Raw genomic sequence first — 16,306 nt, forward strand, 5'->3', positions numbered from 1 at the left:
CTAAATAGGTGTATGCGTACTAAATCCATAATAATTTTGTTCCTCTTAGTTTTTGCAACTATTCAATTCCTACCGCTATACCATTCGCAATCTCAGCCATTAACTCCACCTGGCTTTAAACAAACAGGAAGCTTATCGCAGAATAAGGAAGTAATCTTCGCAGTTTATATCCCTCTGAAATGTACCTGCAAGATATTCTATTATGCTGAGGAGACTTCAAACCCATCATCACCGCTCTACCATCACTTCCTGACAAAGTCTCAAATACAGCAGTTCTTACCAAAAGAAGAGTACGAGAACGTCTTAAATCAACTTAAGGCGGACGGTTTTAAAATAGTCCTTACATCACTTGATTCAGTTATCGTTGCAGAAGGTACTGTAGCACAGATTCATAATTATCTAGGTTTGAATTTCGCAGTTTACACTAACGGCACGCTCACATTCTACGAATCCTACGGAGTTTCTAAAATACCCGGAGTTACAATAGTCTCGCAGAACCTCACAGCTGACCTATTCTCTCACCCACAGTTCTTAATTAGTCAGAAAGACATGCAACAATTAGCATCAAAGGTCTCCTCTGTTAATACTACTGCACCAATCGAGGCTTATTGGCCACCTGCGCTACAAAAGGTCTATAATGCGACATCACTTTATGCAGTGGGTGACTACGGGCAAGGGTATAATATAGGAATTCTTGACTTCTACGGAGATCCTTACATCTTCCAGCAGTTAGCTTACTTTGATAAAGTTACGGGTTTACCTCCAACAAACTTCACTGTAATACCAATAGGTCCTTACGACCCCAGCACGGGAATATATTCTGGTTGGGCTGGAGAAATAAGCCTAGATGTTGAAAGTGCACATTCAATGGCTCCCAAGGCAAACATTACTCTCTATATTGCAAACGGCGCTTTACCTCTATCCGCAGTAATTGCGTGCATAGTAAGTCAAGACAAGGTTGATGATCTATCTCAAAGCTTCAGCATTCCTGAGTCGGATATATCGTCAGTCGGTGCCCAATTATTCTATTGTATTTATATGGGAGACGTTTACTATGCCTTAGGTTCTGCAGAGGGAATAACTTTCTTAGCCAGTAGCGGAGATGGAGGAGGAGTAGGTTACAGTAACGGACCTATAGGTACTGTAGGCTATCCTTCAACTTCTCCTTTCGTAACTGCTCTAGGAGGTACTACAACTTACATACAATTTCCAGGAAATTCAACTCAAACTGCTTGGTCTAACTACGGCTTCGTACCCAACGACGTGAACTACGGAGGTTCTACTGGAGGAGTAAGCATAGTGGAACCAAAACCTTACTACGAGTGGAGTATACCAACCCCTACAACTTACCCTGCAGGGAAAACTTCTCCTGGAATTTCGGCAAACGCTAACGTCTACCCTGGAGTATACATAATATTCCCGTGTAATGTTACTGAAATAACTGGAGGAACTAGTGAAGCTTCTCCTCTAACTGCAGGACTATTGGCTCTAGTAATGAATTATGCCCACACTGAGTTGGGTAACTTAAATCCTGTAGTCTTCATGTTCGGAGAAAACTCGACAATTTATCCGAAAGTGTTTAACCCGATAACTTTCGGGTATAACATACCTTGGACTGCGAGTTATGGATATAACTTGGTTACTGGATTCGGAACACTAAACGTCGGAGAGTTTGCTTATTACTACAATATTACAACTATGAAGAAGGAACTCAGCATTGAAGTTCACGTATTTAATTCTACTGGAATGCCTCAGCCTCAATACTTCCCTGGAGAGACTATACAAATAGTTGCGAATATAACTTACAATGGAACTCCTGTCTCTTCGGGCTCATTTACTGCAATTATAAGCACAACTATGGGCAATATTTCAAAAGTACCAATGGTTTATAACCCGACCTTACACATATGGTTAGGAGTAGTTACATTACCCTCAAACGCTAACGGTATATTGTCTGTGACAGTCACAGGGAATTCTTCTGGAATTAAAGGTTATGGCGTTGATGAAGTATTTTCTGGATATTACGTACAATTCCTCCTACCACAAACCTTCGTTCCAGTATTGGCTTGCGTATGCGTTATAGTGGCAAACGTTACTGATTCCATGGGACAGCTGTTCACTATGCCGACACTTAACATAAGCATTTACAAGTATTGCATACTGAATAATTCTTACGTTTTTGTAGCTAACGTTACACTTAATGAGACTGAAACTCCTCAAGGGATAGCTTGGGTTGGTAATTATCCTACAATATCCTCAGGAGACTACTTAATTATTGCTAACAACGCATTTGGATACGTGGCATTTACTGACGGAGTTTCAATACAAGGAGAATCTCCCTTCGGTCTATTCATACTGCCTCCAGTAGTTGAAGAACCAGGTAGTGTCTACCCAGGAGAGAATATTATAATACAAGGCACGATACAGCCTCCTCTAGCATTAACTGTATATACTTCAGAAGCTTTAGGAGTACCAGAATATTGTGCTGTACTTTACGGTTCTAACGTCAGTGCAGAGTTAGTTACTCCTCAAGGTGTTGTAGTTAGTACTGCTCACATATTCCTTAACTGTGAAGAAGAGTACTTCGGAGAGCTTCACGTGCCAAGTAATGCTACTCCCGGTCTATATACGATTTTACTACACTCAAGTTACTTCTCATATACTTTAGGGCAATACATTAACGGTAGCTTCTACGGTCAGATATACGTCCAGAAGCCATCCACTGTTAATGTTAAAGTTCAGTCCTACTCATATGAAGGTGAAACTCTCACAGTTTACGCTAATATAACGGATTCTAACGGTAATGAAGTAAAGTACGGAATGTATTCAGCAACAGTGTATCCTCAATCCTTATGCTTCGAATATTCACAAATAAGCATAGAAGTAGAGTTACCTCTATGGTATAACTCAGAGCTAGGGTTGTGGGTAGGAAACGTTACATTACCTTCAACGCTCTCACCGGGCAACCTAACTTATTTAGCTGGATTAAACTACTACGGTGCACCTTTCAAGATATTAATTACCGGAGAGTCAGCCTGCGGTTACTCAACTTCAGTTTCAACAACTTTTGCGGGGACAACTTACGTAATGCCATATACTACAATTGAAGGAAAGACTATAGACGGCTTCCAGAGTTACGATGCAGCATTAATAGACGATAAAATAATAACTAACGGCACACTTACAAACGACGTGCTAATAAATGATACAATAGTGGGTCATGTTACAATAGTTGATAGTAAATTAACTAACGTAGAGTTTGTAAACTCTATGATAAGCTTAGTGGAGTCAACTGCGGATAACTTAACCTTGCATAAGTCTAACATAACCTTAGTAAGCTCTACAGTTGACGGAATCAATTTGATGAACTCAGTTATATCAATGCAGAATTCAAAAGTAAGCGGGATATCTCCAGCGTTGCCATTAATAACCATAACCTCACCTACTAACGACCAGAACATTACCGGAGTGTATAAAGTTACATTTAGCGTTAGTGGTGCTGATGTAAGTGAAGTATTCCTGCTGTTAAACGGTCAGGAGATTGCAGAATTTACAGGTAATGGCACATTCACTTACTCTCTGAACACTACCAAATATCCTGACGGAAGTTACACTCTGGAAATAAAGGCAATACAAACGGATGGTTTGTACAAAGAGTCCTCAGTAACAGTTAACTTCGAAAACCAGTTAGAGAGTTTGAATAGTAACTTGAATAGTTCGATAAACCACTTGAAAAACTGCTTAAACAACGAAAAGAGCAATTTATCATCTTCTATAACATCAGTAAACAATAGCTTATCGAGCTCTATAAGCCATGAATACAATTGCTTGAATTCTGCAAAGAGTAGTATATCTACAGTAAGTTATGTTGCTATAATATTGGCTGTAATAGCGATAATAATAGGAATATTAGGGTTACTAAAAAGAAAATAATTTTTTACTTTAATTTTTTAATAATTCTTTTTCAAATTATTATATATCTTGCTCCTCAATGTTAAGGTGTTATCTCAATTATTACTGGCAGGTAGTATCTTGCCTATGGTAGTTTCTTCCAACTCTTTCCTTTTAGTCTCTCTGTAAGTTATGAAAGATAGTGCAAATGCCACAACCGAGGTAATTCCGAACACGATTAATGAGGCTGAAAATCCCAGCGAGTGAACCATTGATGGGAAGAAGTAAACTCCAAGTATTGCCCCTATCCTGCTTACAGAGGTAGCAAATCCTTGTGCGGTAGATCTAACAGAGGTAGGGAATATTTCTGTAGGATAGAATAGAGTTACTGCTCCTGCCCACTGTTCTAAAGCTACAAAACTCATGAAATATGGAACTAACACGGCACCTTTAATCATCGTTACTCCTCCTAAAACTAGTAAGGAAGCCATTCCTCCTAGACCTATAAGGAGTACTTTCCTCCTGCCCAGAGAGTCGATTGCTGAGACTGCAATTAAATAACCTAATAATGCACCTACAGCTATAGCCATTGTAGAGTACAAAACTTCAACATTTGATGGAAAAGCGAACTCCTTAAGGACTAGAGGATAATACAAACCTATACCGTAAGACGCTACATCGAACAAGAACCATACTGATGAAACTGCTAAAACGTAAGGTAGAAGGGGATTCTTAAACAATTCTTTTATTCCGTTAACTCCCTTATTCTCGATTTCAGTATTTAACTCCTTATTAGCCAGTAACCCTTTAGACGCAAGCCATCTGGGAGACTCGTCGAGTTTTATTCTAAGAATGATTATAGGCAGGGAAATTAGAGCTCCAAATAGGAAAGTGTATCTCCAAAATTCGTAAAGCCCCAGGAATGTGAGATTAGCTACTGAGGCTATTAGAGTTCCCACCCAGTATAGTGAAATTGCGGCTACTAGATATTTTCCTCTACTTCTAGCCGGAGAGAATTCGCTCATTATTGTTGATGATACTGGGTAATCTCCTCCAATACCTATGCCCAAAAGTAGTCTAGAGATGAACAGCTGAGTAAAATCCTGCGATAACGCTGAGGTTATTCCGAAAACCATGAAGAATATTAGGTCAATCCCCATGAGCTTTTTCCTGCCTACCTTGTCTGCAAGAAATCCGAAAATTAATGCACCTACAGTCATTCCAATTAATGATGCTGAAGAAACTAAACCTTCTTCAGAGGAGTTTAACCTCATTTCCTCTGTTATGAAGTACAACGCAAAAGATATTACGGATAAATCGTAACCGTCCAAGAAAAATCCTGCAGAGGATACGAAGAAAGATCTTAACTTCTGCATGAATTGATCTTGTTTAAAGAATTTAAAAATTTATTTTACCGTTGCGGTCTCTATGTGAGATTTATATTTTTCACAAAAGATTTTAGCAATTGCGTCAAGATCACTTATTACTTTATTATAAACAGCGCTCTTATCGGTATAATAAAGGTATTTAGGCCTTCTTTTACTCTCTCCTTCAACTTTATCCCTCATAATTAATCCTTTGGTTAATAAAATATTCACTGGCTTACTTATTGAGGTTTTAGCAATTTTCAACCTTTCTGATATATCCTCCACCGTAAGTTTTTCATCAGTATATAGGAGTAAGTGTAAAATATTCATCTCGCTATCCGTTATACCGTAAAGAAACTCTATGAGCTTATGGAAGTCCACTTGCCTTCCATCTGGAAATTGGATTCTAAACTCCATGTGTAGAGTTCGTTTTTAAAATTTATAAAATGTCATTATAAATAACTTTCATTACTTTCTTTAACAGAGTTTTAAAAAACTTTAATAAACAAATCAAGAAAATTAAGTATTTTTCCAAATATTAGAAACTTCTTTAAGAGTATCCTTAACGACTCTCTGCAGATCATCCAATAACTTATGATAAATATCTGGAGTTACAAAGTAAACGAGCCTAGGTCTACTTCTGGACCCGTTTTTTTCCTTGTCTCTCAATACTAGGCCTTTAGATACCAACATATTCACGGGCTTAGTTACAGTATTTCTAGAAATGTTCAATGAAGAAGCTATATCCTCAGCCGTAAGTTTACCTCCAGTATTAACTAATAACTTAAGAATCTCAAGTTCAGAATCGCTTAATCCGTAAACGAATTTGAAAATAGCAATAACCTCGACTTCCCTACCATCTGGAAATTTAACTTTTCTTTCCATATTCGTCATTATCATAGCAATTATTTAAAGTCCATTATAGATTTGTCCTTATATTTATAATCAATACCGTTAAATAACATTTTTGCACCAAACCATTAAGACTTTAATAGAAATTCTGCAGACGAAATTCTCATATTGTACCAAAGAGTATCTCTAAGGTATAATTCTTAAATTAATATAATTACCATTATAAACCAGAATTTATATGATAAAGTGTGTTAAAAATGGAAATATTTAAATATTTCTCACTCAAAGTTTATAATGGTGAAATGAAGTGAGTTTGGAAATATTCGATAGAGTACTCGCAGGATACACAATGGGATTACATATGCTATACACCTATTGGGCAATATCTCTACCATTTTTCATAATAGCTGCAGAATACTTAGCTTACAAGAAGAATGATCCATACTACCTAGCAATAGCTAAAAGATGGTCAGTAGTAATGGCAGTGCTATTTGCTATAGGTGCAGCATCGGGTGCTGCAATAGCTGTAGAGTTCATAACTGTGTGGTATAAATGGATGTACTTAGTTAATCAAATAGATATACTGCCCTTCGACATAGAAGTAATGGCATTCTTCACTGAGGTAATATTCCTAGCATTATACCTTTATGGATGGGACAGGATGAGCAGGACTGCACACATGATAGTCGGAGGATTAGTAGGAGTAGGTACTTCTGCCTCAGCAATGCTCATAATCTTAGTAAATTCTTGGATGAATACTCCAACAGGATTTAACATACAAGCTTACGTGCAAAACGGACAATTAACCGGAGTAGATCCATTAGGCGCATCGTTACCAGTTGCCGCGTTAGCAGAAGTACCTATGGGATTAGCAGGAGCATGGTTCGTAGGCTTCGGATCAGTAGCAGGATATTTTGCATTTAGAAAGTTAACTAAAAAGAATATGACAACTGACGAGAAAGAGTACTATAATAGAGGTCTGAAATTGTCAACCTACTTAGGTGCGCTAGATGCTATTTTCTTAGGCTGGGCTGGAGATAATGCCGGTAAGACACTGTACAATTATCAACCGCTAAAGCTAGCTACTTTAGAAGGAGTAATGCAAACCGCTAAGGGAGCTCCGATGGCATTAGGCCCAATAAAAATACCCGACGTACTAAGCTTGTTATCGACTTGGCCTCCTAATCCTCATGCCTTAGTTTTAGGATATTCCAGCTTCGTTAAGGCAGACTGGGATCCAATATGGTACATTTCACACAATGCTTATGACCTTCATGCTACACTAGGAATATTAGGAGCTTTAGTTGCATGGATATTGGCGTACTCTTTCTGGAGGCATCCAAAGAATTCCTTATTCAAGGCTTTTGGATTAGATAATCCTGCTGAGAATAAGATTCCTCTATATGCAATGTTCCTCTTAGGATGGCTACAGCTAGTAGCATGGGAATCCGGTTGGGTTGCTGCAGAAACTGGAAGACAACCTTTCGTAATATGGGGACCTATGACACAGACAACATCTGGACTTTATAGCATACAATATGTAATGCTGACTGCAGAAGGATTTAACAATAGTCCAGAAGTATTGCCTATAGGAATTTCAATAATGATAGTTCTTGCAATAGCAGTTGCTGGAACATTATATATGTTAAAGAAATTATTCAGCGGTAAGGAAGTATCTGCAGATGTCAGCTCTGCGAGACTTATAATGGCTGCAAATACTGGCGGAACAAGCCCATTAAATATCAAAAGGAAGTGAATTAAAATGAACGGATTCGTCTTATTCTTCTTTATACCTTTATCATGGTTTGTAACAGTTTTTATGATTGAAGCAGGATCAGTAGTAATGACTCCAGTATGCAGGTATGAGAATTACAGAGAGAAAATGCTAATAACTATAGGTTCTCTGTGGGCAATAATAGGAACTTCACTAGTCTATCTAGTAGTATCTCTGGATACAATATTTGCTCCAGTAATGTTTGTAACCGGTGCAGTGCTTTATGCGCCTCTAATGGTTTTGATAATAATGCTAGCATTCCACCACTTTAGCATAGGAGTTGCGGAAGGTTCATCAACTCTAGGTAAGCATTCGATGGAGAAAGCGTTCTTAGTTGTAGCATTACCTTTTGCTCTAATAGTAGCGTTCCTTGGTAACACTCTATTTACTTCTGTATTCAGCGGTTACGGATTCTGTGTTCATAACCTGCTAACACTGGATATAACTCCTAACTATACTCAAATGCTCTTCAATGCATTAAACTGGGTATTCTTCATAGGAGTAGTAATGTACGTAGTATACTTTACGGTAGTATTCTACGGAATTAAGGAGAGGCTATTAATAGGAGCCCTAGGGTTAACTCTAGCTAACATACTGTTCTTAGTAAGTGCTTACGAGTGGTTGCCTGTAGTATTTAACAGTGCTATAGGAAATGCAGGGTTCTGGATATACCTTATACTACTTTATGCCTACTTATACATAGCAACTACTAAAAACGTTCCTTTCAGGCAAGCTTGGATATTCTTACTGACTTTCATAGGTGCACTGATGTTCGGTGCATTTACCCAAGGAAGGATTCTGCAAGACATAGTTCCTAAAGGTACTATAGGACCTCTACCAGGAGTTCCGGCTTCATTACTATTAACTAATCCTGCAACATTAACCGCAGGTTCCATAGTTCTGGGAATGGCGGGCTTACTAGTATTGGGAGGAATCACTGCAGTATCTTATAAAGTGCTATATAAGGTTGCAACTGAAAGAGTTGAGAGCAAAAAAGTGACAACGAAATGATTAATGTTGGTCTTTATTATAAGGTAAAACCGGGTCATGAGAGTGAGTTTGAGGAGATCTTCAAGAAGGTTGTTGACGTGTTAAAGTCTTCTAATGTTGGTTTTATTGATGGTAAGCTTTACAAGAACGTTGATAACCCCAGTGAGTACTTAATTTATAGTGAGTGGAAGGATTTAGAATCCTTCAGGAAGTTCATGCTAAGCAGGGATTTTAAATCAACCACAGATTACGGTAAACAAATAATTGAAGGAAGACCGTACCACAGAATATTCCAAGAAATAAACACATAAAAAAGACAAATCATTTTTCTTTCTTAATATAATAAATTTATCCTTAATATATAGATTAATATAGATTATAATTAAAATATCAATTTTTTAGAAGATTTTATAAATTCTATACATAATGTTAGATTATGAATCAGGGAGAAGCCTTAATATTCTCATCAGTTAGTTTAATACTGAGTATAATCCTAAGCTATTTATCTTGGAGGAAATATGCAAAAAGTAAAAGCGTAATGTGGTTATTCTGGTTTTTAGGTTTCGTCTCCTATTTTATTGCAGCATTAGAGCAGGAGATGTTTGCTCTTGGAGTATGTAATTATCCCTTGGCTGCCCTCTACATGTTTATCGTAGCGGAGCTTGTGTTAATACTTTCTTTAGGTTCTGTTCAACAAGTTCCGGAAAAGTGGAAAAAGATTTATTATTATTACTCGGCATTTGCTACAGCAGTTCTTTTAATTACTATTGTGTATAAACCTTTCACAATTGTTGAAGGTTATGTTCCTGCCAATTATCCTGCATTGCCTTCAGGAACTTCTTCCATGGTTACGATTCCTGCTTCAGGGTTAATATTGTTCTTAGCAGCTAAGGCTTTGCTATTTAAGGGTAATAAAGCTAAAATGATTTCTACAATATTAGCAATAGTCGTCTTAGGCTCAGGAGGAATGTTTGCTGCAAGTGGTTTCGTTCCTGCTCTTTATTTATCTCAAGTGCTTGGAATGTCTCTGTTCCTTTATGGCATAAGTTAATAAAAATAACATTTTTTACCACATATTCTGCACAGAACTTAAAATCATGAAATGTGATAATAATTTATGAACAAAAAGGAATTAGGATGGTTATTAAGCGGAATAGCCGCCGGAATAGGTTATATTATAGGTACTTTTTATATGATATTCTTCAGGAGAGATGAATTTAGGTGGCTGGGTTTACTTTACTTAATAGGTCCCGTAGGTTCGGTCTTAATGTATTATATGACAAGGAAGGAAAATAAAGAGCTCGCAAGAATGTCTTTGCTACTGTTGTTGGGATTTATAATATGGGTTGTCATAGCGATACCTCTAAATATAAATCCGTTTTACCAGTACTTCGCTTACATACATGGATGGATTGGGGATTAAGCCTGGTATGTTAGTAACCTTTATATATTTAACATGCAAGATTTACTAGATGAGATTCGATATCGAAATTTATTTAATTACTTCCACACTCGTTTCAGCTTTTACCTTTATTTATATTACTTTTACTCTATTGTTATCTTCCGTCAAAAAAGGTAAAAAAACTCATACTCAGGAAGTTAATGTTTCCGGAAACGTAACTGCAGTTATTCCCGTTTATAATGAGAATATATCATTATTTAAAAAAGTTATACAGTCAGTGAAGAGGGAGAAGATAAAGTTCATAGTCGTAGGTGATGGAGTATCTGAGCCTTATAAGTCAATAGTTGAAAATGAAGATGGAACCTTCGTAAGCATAAAGAAAGGGGGTAAGAGGAAAGCAATAAAGGAAGGAATAAAGTTTGTTAAAACTCCTTACGTACTTCTCCTAGATAGCGATACTATTTTACCTCAAGGAGGAGTAAAAAGGCTTATATCTGCAATACAAGGTAAAGTCGTAGCAGTTTCTCCTGAAATTAAAATAATCAGAGGAAAGAGTAAGTTAGCTTATTATTCTTCTGAAGTAGTTCAGTTATTAAGGAGGATAACGTATAAGGCGTTGTCAATTTTCGGTTCAGTGTTAACCTTAAACGGGCAGTGTATAGTTGCAAGGACTGACATAATTAAGCCTTTCATTTTATCAAAGGAATACGATGAAGTAAGGTTTTTCCGCTTTTCAACAATATTAGGAGATGATAGACAGTTAACTGACTACATATACAAATCAGGTATGAAGGTTGAAATAGTCGAAGACGTTATAGTGAAAACTAGGGCTCCTGATAACGTCTCAACATTCTTTAAGCAGTTAACTAGGTGGTATAGGGCAAACAACTTCTTCATGTTTAAGGAAATTTTTGACGGCTCGATTTTTAAGAAAGGAGTATTTTACGCCTTTAGTCTGATTTACTGGAATACTTTACCATTGCTAATTATAGTTTCCGATCTTACATTCATAGAAATCATGCTTAGGCATCTGTTTTTACACCCACGCATATTGGCTAGAATATGGGAAGATCCTGCTCATGCAATCTACTTCCTCATTATAAGGAGGATTGGAGGATTCATGCACACGCCCTATGTTGATCCCTCCTTCGTGTACAGGCATATTGATCCTTTCTATTTTGAATTCTTTATGTTACATAACCTCATGGGAGAGTTATCTTCTTTAGCAAGCAGTATAATGCTTTTGATGATATTTGTTCACTTTAGAAAGAACATAAAGGGCTTCATTCTAGGTTTATCAGCATTTCCTTTAATGTTCTTCGCAGAAATAATTGCGACATTTACCGTTTTGAAGAAGAAATGGGGAAGTAGATGAGCAATCTACCTTTCACCTTCTGCAGAAGAGCTTTAGACTATTTAAAAGCTTCGGAGGACGCACTAGACAAAGATCTTTATGACGTGAGCGGAGTGCTTTCTCAAATCTCCGCAGAACTTTCAATAAATGCTAGATTTCCTTTCTAGGTTTTCATTTCCTGAATCTCACGAAATTAGAAAGTTACTCTCCCTTTTATCTACAATGGTAATGAAAGATGAAATACAAGACTTTATAAGGAAAAGAAGGGGAGAACTAATTCTCCTGGAGGATGCAAGGAGTAGAGGACAATATTTATCCTCAGGACTTACAAAGGAGGACGCTGAAATTTGTTTAAATACTGTAAGGGAGATAATTGAACTAGTTAAGGAAGTCTGGGATAACAAGTGGTGTTCGGACTAGAGAGGATTAATTTTCTGGAAGAGAATTGAAAAAAATGCTGAAGAAGTACTAAAGAATGCTGAAAAATTTGCTGATGTTAAGGAAATTATTGTATTCGGTTCTGTAATAAAGGGAAGAACTATGGGAGTAAGCGATCTAGACTTAGCTTTAGTAATTAAGAATTTGAGGAAGGAAGAAGTAAGTAAGTTATTAATATCTATTCATTCTTCATTACCTGAAGAGATTTCTGAAATCATTGATCTAGTATTTATAAGTGAAGAAGAGAAAGAAGATTTCCTTAAATTTGCAGGGAAATATATTATAATTAAATAATTAGAGATATATTAAATACTTCAATTCCATCTAAGTACGCAGGATATTTAATATAGAGAGCTTAAGAGAATTATTTAGTAAATTAATCATTATGATATTCCTTATAGGTTATACTATACAATATCTAGGAATTATTCAGTCATTAATTGTAATTATAACAATAGTCTTTTCTTCATCAATTATAAAATCTTCATAATCAATGGTTACCCTAGCTTATATAAGATCCTTAAAGCGTTAGACCTATTCCTCAGCTCTTCATCTTCATTATCAACTATCGCTCTAAGTAAATCCTTCATCTTTAACTCCTCTAAAGATTTAATTGTAGCACCTCTGACTATAGGCGATGGATCCTTAACTAGGAAGTTTAGGTATTCCTTACTCTTATCTCCAAACCTCCACAGATTTCTAGCAGCGCTTGCCCTTATGGTCTCTTTTTCATTCCTCACTCCACGGTCTACTACGAACTTGAATGACTCATCGTCAGCAAAATAGCTTAAAGCCTCTATAACTGCAGAAGGTACAATGTCAACATAGCTCTCGTCCTCAAAATGTTTCAGTATCTTCTCCTTAGCGTCAGTAAATCCTATTTTACCTAAACTAGAAATGGCTTCAGCTCTAACGTGATAGCTTTCAGCATCTAAGAGAGTTAAAAGGAATTCCTCAGCCTTTTTATTGAACTTAAATTCTCCTAAAGCCTTTACTATGCCTACCATGACTTTAGGGTTATCATGGTTTAGGAGTAGAGCATTAAGTGCTTCTTCATTCTTTATTTTGCCAAGCGAGATTGCAGCCTCATAAGATACTCCCCAGAAATCGTTTTCCAGCCTCTCTTTCAACGTTTGTATAGCCTTGAAGTCTGAAAACCTTGAGAGAGATGTAACTGCCCTAATCCTGCAGATTAACTCTTCGTCATTACTTTCTCTTATTAAGGCTTCTTCGCTCTGCTTGTCTTCAACCTCAGCTAATGAAGTAAAATTTGGATCGACGCATACATAATCCGCAGTAAATATGTCCTCTTTTGGTTTTATTTTCTTAATATCTTTTCCAACTTTTACATCAACTTCCACGTCAGTCTTTATCTTTCCGTCTTCAACTCCTATCACTGGATTAAAGGCTGAATAAACTAACTGATCGAAGAGGAAAGTTAAATCTTTCCCTGAAACTTCCTCCATTACTTTCTTGAAGTCTTCAGTATCAACTGAGCGATACTTAAACCTCTCTAAATACTCTTTTATTCCCTTCTTGAAGGTTTCGTCTCCTAAGAAGTTCCTTAACTTGTGTAGAAAGAGTGCTCCCTTATTATATGTATGCCTATCGAACAGTTCGTCTCCCCACTTATAATAACGGCATACTATTGGTCTAGTGTACCTTTCCTTCTCCTCTTGATAGCCCTTCCATTTGCTGTAAAGGTTGTAAAGGAATTCTTCTTTACCTTTCTCATGTTCAACATATAAAGCCTCAAAATAGCTCGCAAAACCTTCGTTTAACCAGATATTTGGCCAGTCCTTTGTCGTTATTAAATCTCCGAACCATTGATGTGCAAGTTCGTGGGCTATTAGATTCTCGGAAGAGTAAACTTTGTCAGCAACCTTATCGTGTAAAGTCCTCCAAGTTAAGTGAGTTGAAGTAATGTACTCCATCCCTCCGTTCATTGAGAATAGTACTACTTGAGCATACCTGCAATAAGGATATTTAACTCCAGTGTAGGAAGAGAAGAATTCCATAGCCTTCTTTACTGAGGAGAGGTTCCAGAAGAATTCTTCATGTCCCTTAGGGAGGTAATCCTCTATTTTTATTCCTTCCCACTCTTCTTCATCTTTTGAAAATACTCCGACAGCTAGGCTATTTAAGTAAGGAGAGTGAGGTTTATCCATTATCCAGTGGAAAGTAGTTGCATCACCTTTATCTTCCTGGTTTATTAACCTTCCATTCGATAATGCAATGTAAGGCTTTCTCACAGTAATGTAAAACTCAGTAGTAGTTTTAACCCCGGGATCGTCAAGTATTGGAATCCAGTTCCTTGCTTGATCAACTTCTCCGGTAGTAGCTACTTCCACGTAATCCTTTAACCTCTTAAATGTGAGACCCAGAACTGGTTTTGTCTCATACTCAATTTCTGCCTCTTTCCCTTCTCCTTGAATGACTATTTTTTCACCATCATAGGAGTATTTTGCTTCCTCTCCGTTCAACGTCAATTTGATAATCTGGAAGTGTCTAGCATGTAATAGTAAGTTCTTCCCCTCATACTCTATTATTGCTTTCCCCTTTACTTTACATTCTTCTGGATAAATTTCCAGGAAATATACATAGTGAGAAATCTTGAAGTCGTAGTTTTCTGGATAGTGAATTTCGTGTTCTTTTAGTACGTAATTTTTACCTAGTCTGTCTATCATAATATGTATAATAAAGGAGTAGTAAAAAAGTTAAGTATGCAAGACAGTTCTATTAGTAATTTGCTCTATATTTACGTTATAAATTTTAAAATAATTTATGCAATATATTTGAATATCAATACATAGATTACCAAGGATAAGGTAAAATATTAATTTATGCTCTGATAAATTCTCTTATGAAAAGTATTAACTTAAGTCTTGTTGTAGACGATAATTTTAACCCGTTGCCTATTCAAAAGCAGTTAGCGATTTGTATTGCAAAAATTGCAGGTAAGAACAATAGAATATCGTTAGCCACAGTTATCGGATGGCCTTTGTTAGCTATAAAATCTGAAGGTGGAGGATATTACATCTTTGATGAAACAGGAAAATTCTCCGCTTCTATTAATTCTCTCATTCTACAAGATTATAATAGGATAATTTCCATGCTTCAGAAAACCTCAGATGAATCTCAGATTTTAGAATTAATGAACTCAATTAGATGGGACGAGATTAAAGGCTCATCAACATTACATTTCGACTTCATAATGGATCAGGATTTCAAAAACCTATTAAAACTGGGCAGTTCTCAATTACCACTCCAGATCTTAGACAGAAAGTTGAAAGATATTGACGTTCAATTTATAATCTCTGACATACAAGGTGCCGAAAATAAGGTACTCTCGGAAATAGACCTAATAGAGAAAACTAAAGAAAAAATTTCTGAGACAATAGCCATAATAAAAGGGAGAAGAGTAGAGAAGAGAAGACAAACTGAGAGCGAGTATGACGCAAAAATTATGGGAAAAAACGAAGAACTAAAAAGGATAGTTAGTGAAGAGAAGAGTAAAGTTGAAGGAGAAATTAAGCAGTTCTCTTCTCAACTCTACTCAAAGCTTCCGGACATTGAAGTTTTAATAGCGAAGGCCGAGTTAGATAAGGAGGCTGGATTCGTAGATAGTACATCATCAGTTTATAGCATAAAGGAGAAATACCTTAGCGAGATTACGGGAAAATTAAATGAGATAAAGGAAAAACATAAGATCGATATTAGAAGACTTAGGGGAGAATTAACAGAACTTAATTCAATGAAACAAAGAGATTTAAATAAGATAAATGAGGAAATTAAAAAACTGGACGAATTACAGCAGTCAGTAATAGCAAAGTTAAACAGTGTTGAAAGTTCCGAAAAAGCTACGTTAGATAGACTGCAAAAATTACCTAAGTTTGTATCAATACTTGCAGAAGATAAGGCAGAGATAATAGTACCTCTCTTAGTAGCTCAAGTAAGCTCCAATAGAGTAATACTGCCACCGCAGATGTATAAGGGCGGAAAGAAAAGCTTCCTTGGTGGAATATTTAAGAAGGATCCTTTAGAAATTTCAGAAAATATAGAAGGAGGAGAAATATTTATAAATAGTTTAGACTTCAACTTAGGAGATAACTTAAGGAATTATAAGGATTTAATAGAAAAAGGTCTTCAAGAACTCTCAGATGAAGGATGGAACGTAAAGAGAAGCTTAGAGGAATACTATGGTAATACTTAGGGCTAGTGGTTTAAAATACTCTCAC

Annotated in this window: 15 protein-coding genes; 11 read left to right on the forward strand and 4 right to left on the reverse strand. The window is 36.5% G+C overall.

Going from position 1 to position 16,306, the window contains the following annotated elements; all coding sequences use genetic code 11:
• The first annotated feature begins 12 nt into the window (after positions 1 to 12).
• Entirely contained in the window at positions 13 to 3,933 is a 3,921-nt protein-coding gene (locus HS5_RS03530; RefSeq protein WP_236752763.1) for a protease pro-enzyme activation domain-containing protein, read from the forward strand.
• A gap of 74 nt (positions 3,934 to 4,007) precedes the next feature.
• Here HS5_RS03530 and HS5_RS03535 read toward each other — a convergent pair whose 3' ends face one another.
• The 3 genes from HS5_RS03535 to HS5_RS03545 all read right to left on the reverse strand — a co-directional run bounded on the left by HS5_RS03535 (position 4,008) and on the right by HS5_RS03545 (position 6,143).
• A complete protein-coding gene (locus HS5_RS03535) occupies positions 4,008 to 5,267 on the reverse strand; it encodes an MFS transporter (RefSeq protein ID WP_236752765.1) in 1,260 nt (419 codons plus the stop codon).
• A 30-nt stretch (positions 5,268 to 5,297) separates the two neighbouring features.
• Complete coding sequence (locus tag HS5_RS03540) at positions 5,298 to 5,675, reverse strand: MarR family transcriptional regulator (RefSeq protein ID WP_236752767.1); 378 nt, start codon at positions 5,673 to 5,675, stop codon at positions 5,298 to 5,300.
• 102 nt (positions 5,676 to 5,777) lie between these two features.
• A complete protein-coding gene (locus HS5_RS03545; protein ID WP_236752768.1) occupies positions 5,778 to 6,143 on the reverse strand; it encodes a helix-turn-helix domain-containing protein in 366 nt (121 codons plus the stop codon).
• 274 nt (positions 6,144 to 6,417) lie between these two features.
• Here HS5_RS03545 and HS5_RS03550 point away from each other — a divergent pair, with 274 nt between their 5' ends.
• The 9 genes from HS5_RS03550 (at position 6,418) to HS5_RS03585 (ending at position 12,362) form a co-directional block, all read left to right on the forward strand.
• Entirely contained in the window at positions 6,418 to 7,866 is a 1,449-nt protein-coding gene (locus HS5_RS03550) for a cytochrome ubiquinol oxidase subunit I (protein WP_236752769.1), read from the forward strand.
• 6 nt (positions 7,867 to 7,872) lie between these two features.
• Positions 7,873 to 8,895 (forward strand): hypothetical protein, encoded by a 1,023-nt coding sequence (locus HS5_RS03555; protein ID WP_236752771.1) that lies wholly within the window; start codon positions 7,873 to 7,875, stop codon positions 8,893 to 8,895.
• On the forward strand, positions 8,892 to 9,185 hold the full coding sequence (locus HS5_RS03560) for an antibiotic biosynthesis monooxygenase (RefSeq protein WP_236752211.1): 294 nt from the start codon (positions 8,892 to 8,894) through the stop codon (positions 9,183 to 9,185). The genes HS5_RS03555 and HS5_RS03560 overlap by 4 nt, the downstream gene beginning before the upstream one ends.
• A 125-nt stretch (positions 9,186 to 9,310) precedes the next feature.
• Entirely contained in the window at positions 9,311 to 9,925 is a 615-nt protein-coding gene (locus HS5_RS03565; protein ID WP_236752772.1) for a hypothetical protein, read from the forward strand.
• Between the two features lie 66 nt (positions 9,926 to 9,991).
• Positions 9,992 to 10,297, forward strand: coding sequence for a hypothetical protein (locus HS5_RS03570; protein WP_236752774.1), 306 nt, complete (start codon positions 9,992 to 9,994; stop codon positions 10,295 to 10,297).
• Between the two features lie 49 nt (positions 10,298 to 10,346).
• Complete coding sequence (locus HS5_RS03575) at positions 10,347 to 11,651, forward strand: glycosyltransferase (protein ID WP_236752776.1); 1,305 nt, start codon at positions 10,347 to 10,349, stop codon at positions 11,649 to 11,651.
• Complete coding sequence (locus HS5_RS14470; protein ID WP_256445563.1) at positions 11,648 to 11,797, forward strand: HEPN domain-containing protein; 150 nt, start codon at positions 11,648 to 11,650, stop codon at positions 11,795 to 11,797. The genes HS5_RS03575 and HS5_RS14470 overlap by 4 nt, the downstream gene beginning before the upstream one ends.
• Positions 11,778 to 12,050, forward strand: a complete 273-nt coding sequence (locus HS5_RS03580; protein WP_256445564.1) for a HEPN domain-containing protein — start codon at positions 11,778 to 11,780, stop codon at positions 12,048 to 12,050. Before HS5_RS14470 ends, HS5_RS03580 begins: the two co-directional genes overlap by 20 nt.
• A gap of 87 nt (positions 12,051 to 12,137) precedes the next feature.
• On the forward strand, positions 12,138 to 12,362 hold the full coding sequence (locus tag HS5_RS03585; RefSeq protein WP_236753455.1) for a hypothetical protein: 225 nt from the start codon (positions 12,138 to 12,140) through the stop codon (positions 12,360 to 12,362).
• Positions 12,363 to 12,565: 203 nt separating this feature from the next.
• On the opposite strand, the gene HS5_RS03590 is transcribed toward HS5_RS03585, so the two are convergent.
• Complete coding sequence (locus HS5_RS03590; RefSeq protein WP_236752777.1) at positions 12,566 to 14,755, reverse strand: M1 family aminopeptidase; 2,190 nt, start codon at positions 14,753 to 14,755, stop codon at positions 12,566 to 12,568.
• A gap of 176 nt (positions 14,756 to 14,931) precedes the next feature.
• On the opposite strand from HS5_RS03590, the gene HS5_RS03595 reads away from it, so the two are divergent.
• Positions 14,932 to 16,281 carry a hypothetical protein gene (locus HS5_RS03595; protein WP_236752778.1) on the forward strand — a complete coding sequence of 450 codons (1,350 nt, stop codon included), beginning with the start codon at positions 14,932 to 14,934 and terminating at the stop codon, positions 16,279 to 16,281.
• Positions 16,282 to 16,306 lie beyond the last annotated feature (25 nt).

Source organism: Acidianus sp. HS-5, assembly GCF_021655615.1.
Taxonomy (GTDB): Archaea; Thermoproteota; Thermoprotei_A; order Sulfolobales; family Sulfolobaceae; genus Acidianus.

Bases quoted from the DNA above. Each gene is read 5' to 3' on its own strand.
- HS5_RS03530 (WP_236752763.1), top strand. From the start codon at position 13: ATGCGTACTAAATCCATAATAATTTTGTTCCTCTTAGTTTTTGCAACT.
- HS5_RS03535 (WP_236752765.1), bottom strand. From the start codon at position 5,267: ATGCAGAAGTTAAGATCTTTCTTCGTATCCTCTGCAGGATTTTTCTTG.
- HS5_RS03540 (WP_236752767.1), bottom strand. From the start codon at position 5,675: ATGGAGTTTAGAATCCAATTTCCAGATGGAAGGCAAGTGGACTTCCAT.
- HS5_RS03545 (WP_236752768.1), bottom strand. From the start codon at position 6,143: ATGGAAAGAAAAGTTAAATTTCCAGATGGTAGGGAAGTCGAGGTTATT.
- HS5_RS03555 (WP_236752771.1), top strand. From the start codon at position 7,873: ATGAACGGATTCGTCTTATTCTTCTTTATACCTTTATCATGGTTTGTA.
- HS5_RS03560 (WP_236752211.1), top strand. From the start codon at position 8,892: ATGATTAATGTTGGTCTTTATTATAAGGTAAAACCGGGTCATGAGAGT.
- HS5_RS03565 (WP_236752772.1), top strand. From the start codon at position 9,311: ATGAATCAGGGAGAAGCCTTAATATTCTCATCAGTTAGTTTAATACTG.
- HS5_RS03570 (WP_236752774.1), top strand. From the start codon at position 9,992: ATGAACAAAAAGGAATTAGGATGGTTATTAAGCGGAATAGCCGCCGGA.
- HS5_RS03575 (WP_236752776.1), top strand. From the start codon at position 10,347: ATGAGATTCGATATCGAAATTTATTTAATTACTTCCACACTCGTTTCA.
- HS5_RS14470 (WP_256445563.1), top strand. From the start codon at position 11,648: ATGAGCAATCTACCTTTCACCTTCTGCAGAAGAGCTTTAGACTATTTA.
- HS5_RS03580 (WP_256445564.1), top strand. From the start codon at position 11,778: ATGCTAGATTTCCTTTCTAGGTTTTCATTTCCTGAATCTCACGAAATT.
- HS5_RS03590 (WP_236752777.1), bottom strand. From the start codon at position 14,755: ATGATAGACAGACTAGGTAAAAATTACGTACTAAAAGAACACGAAATT.
- HS5_RS03595 (WP_236752778.1), top strand. From the start codon at position 14,932: ATGAAAAGTATTAACTTAAGTCTTGTTGTAGACGATAATTTTAACCCG.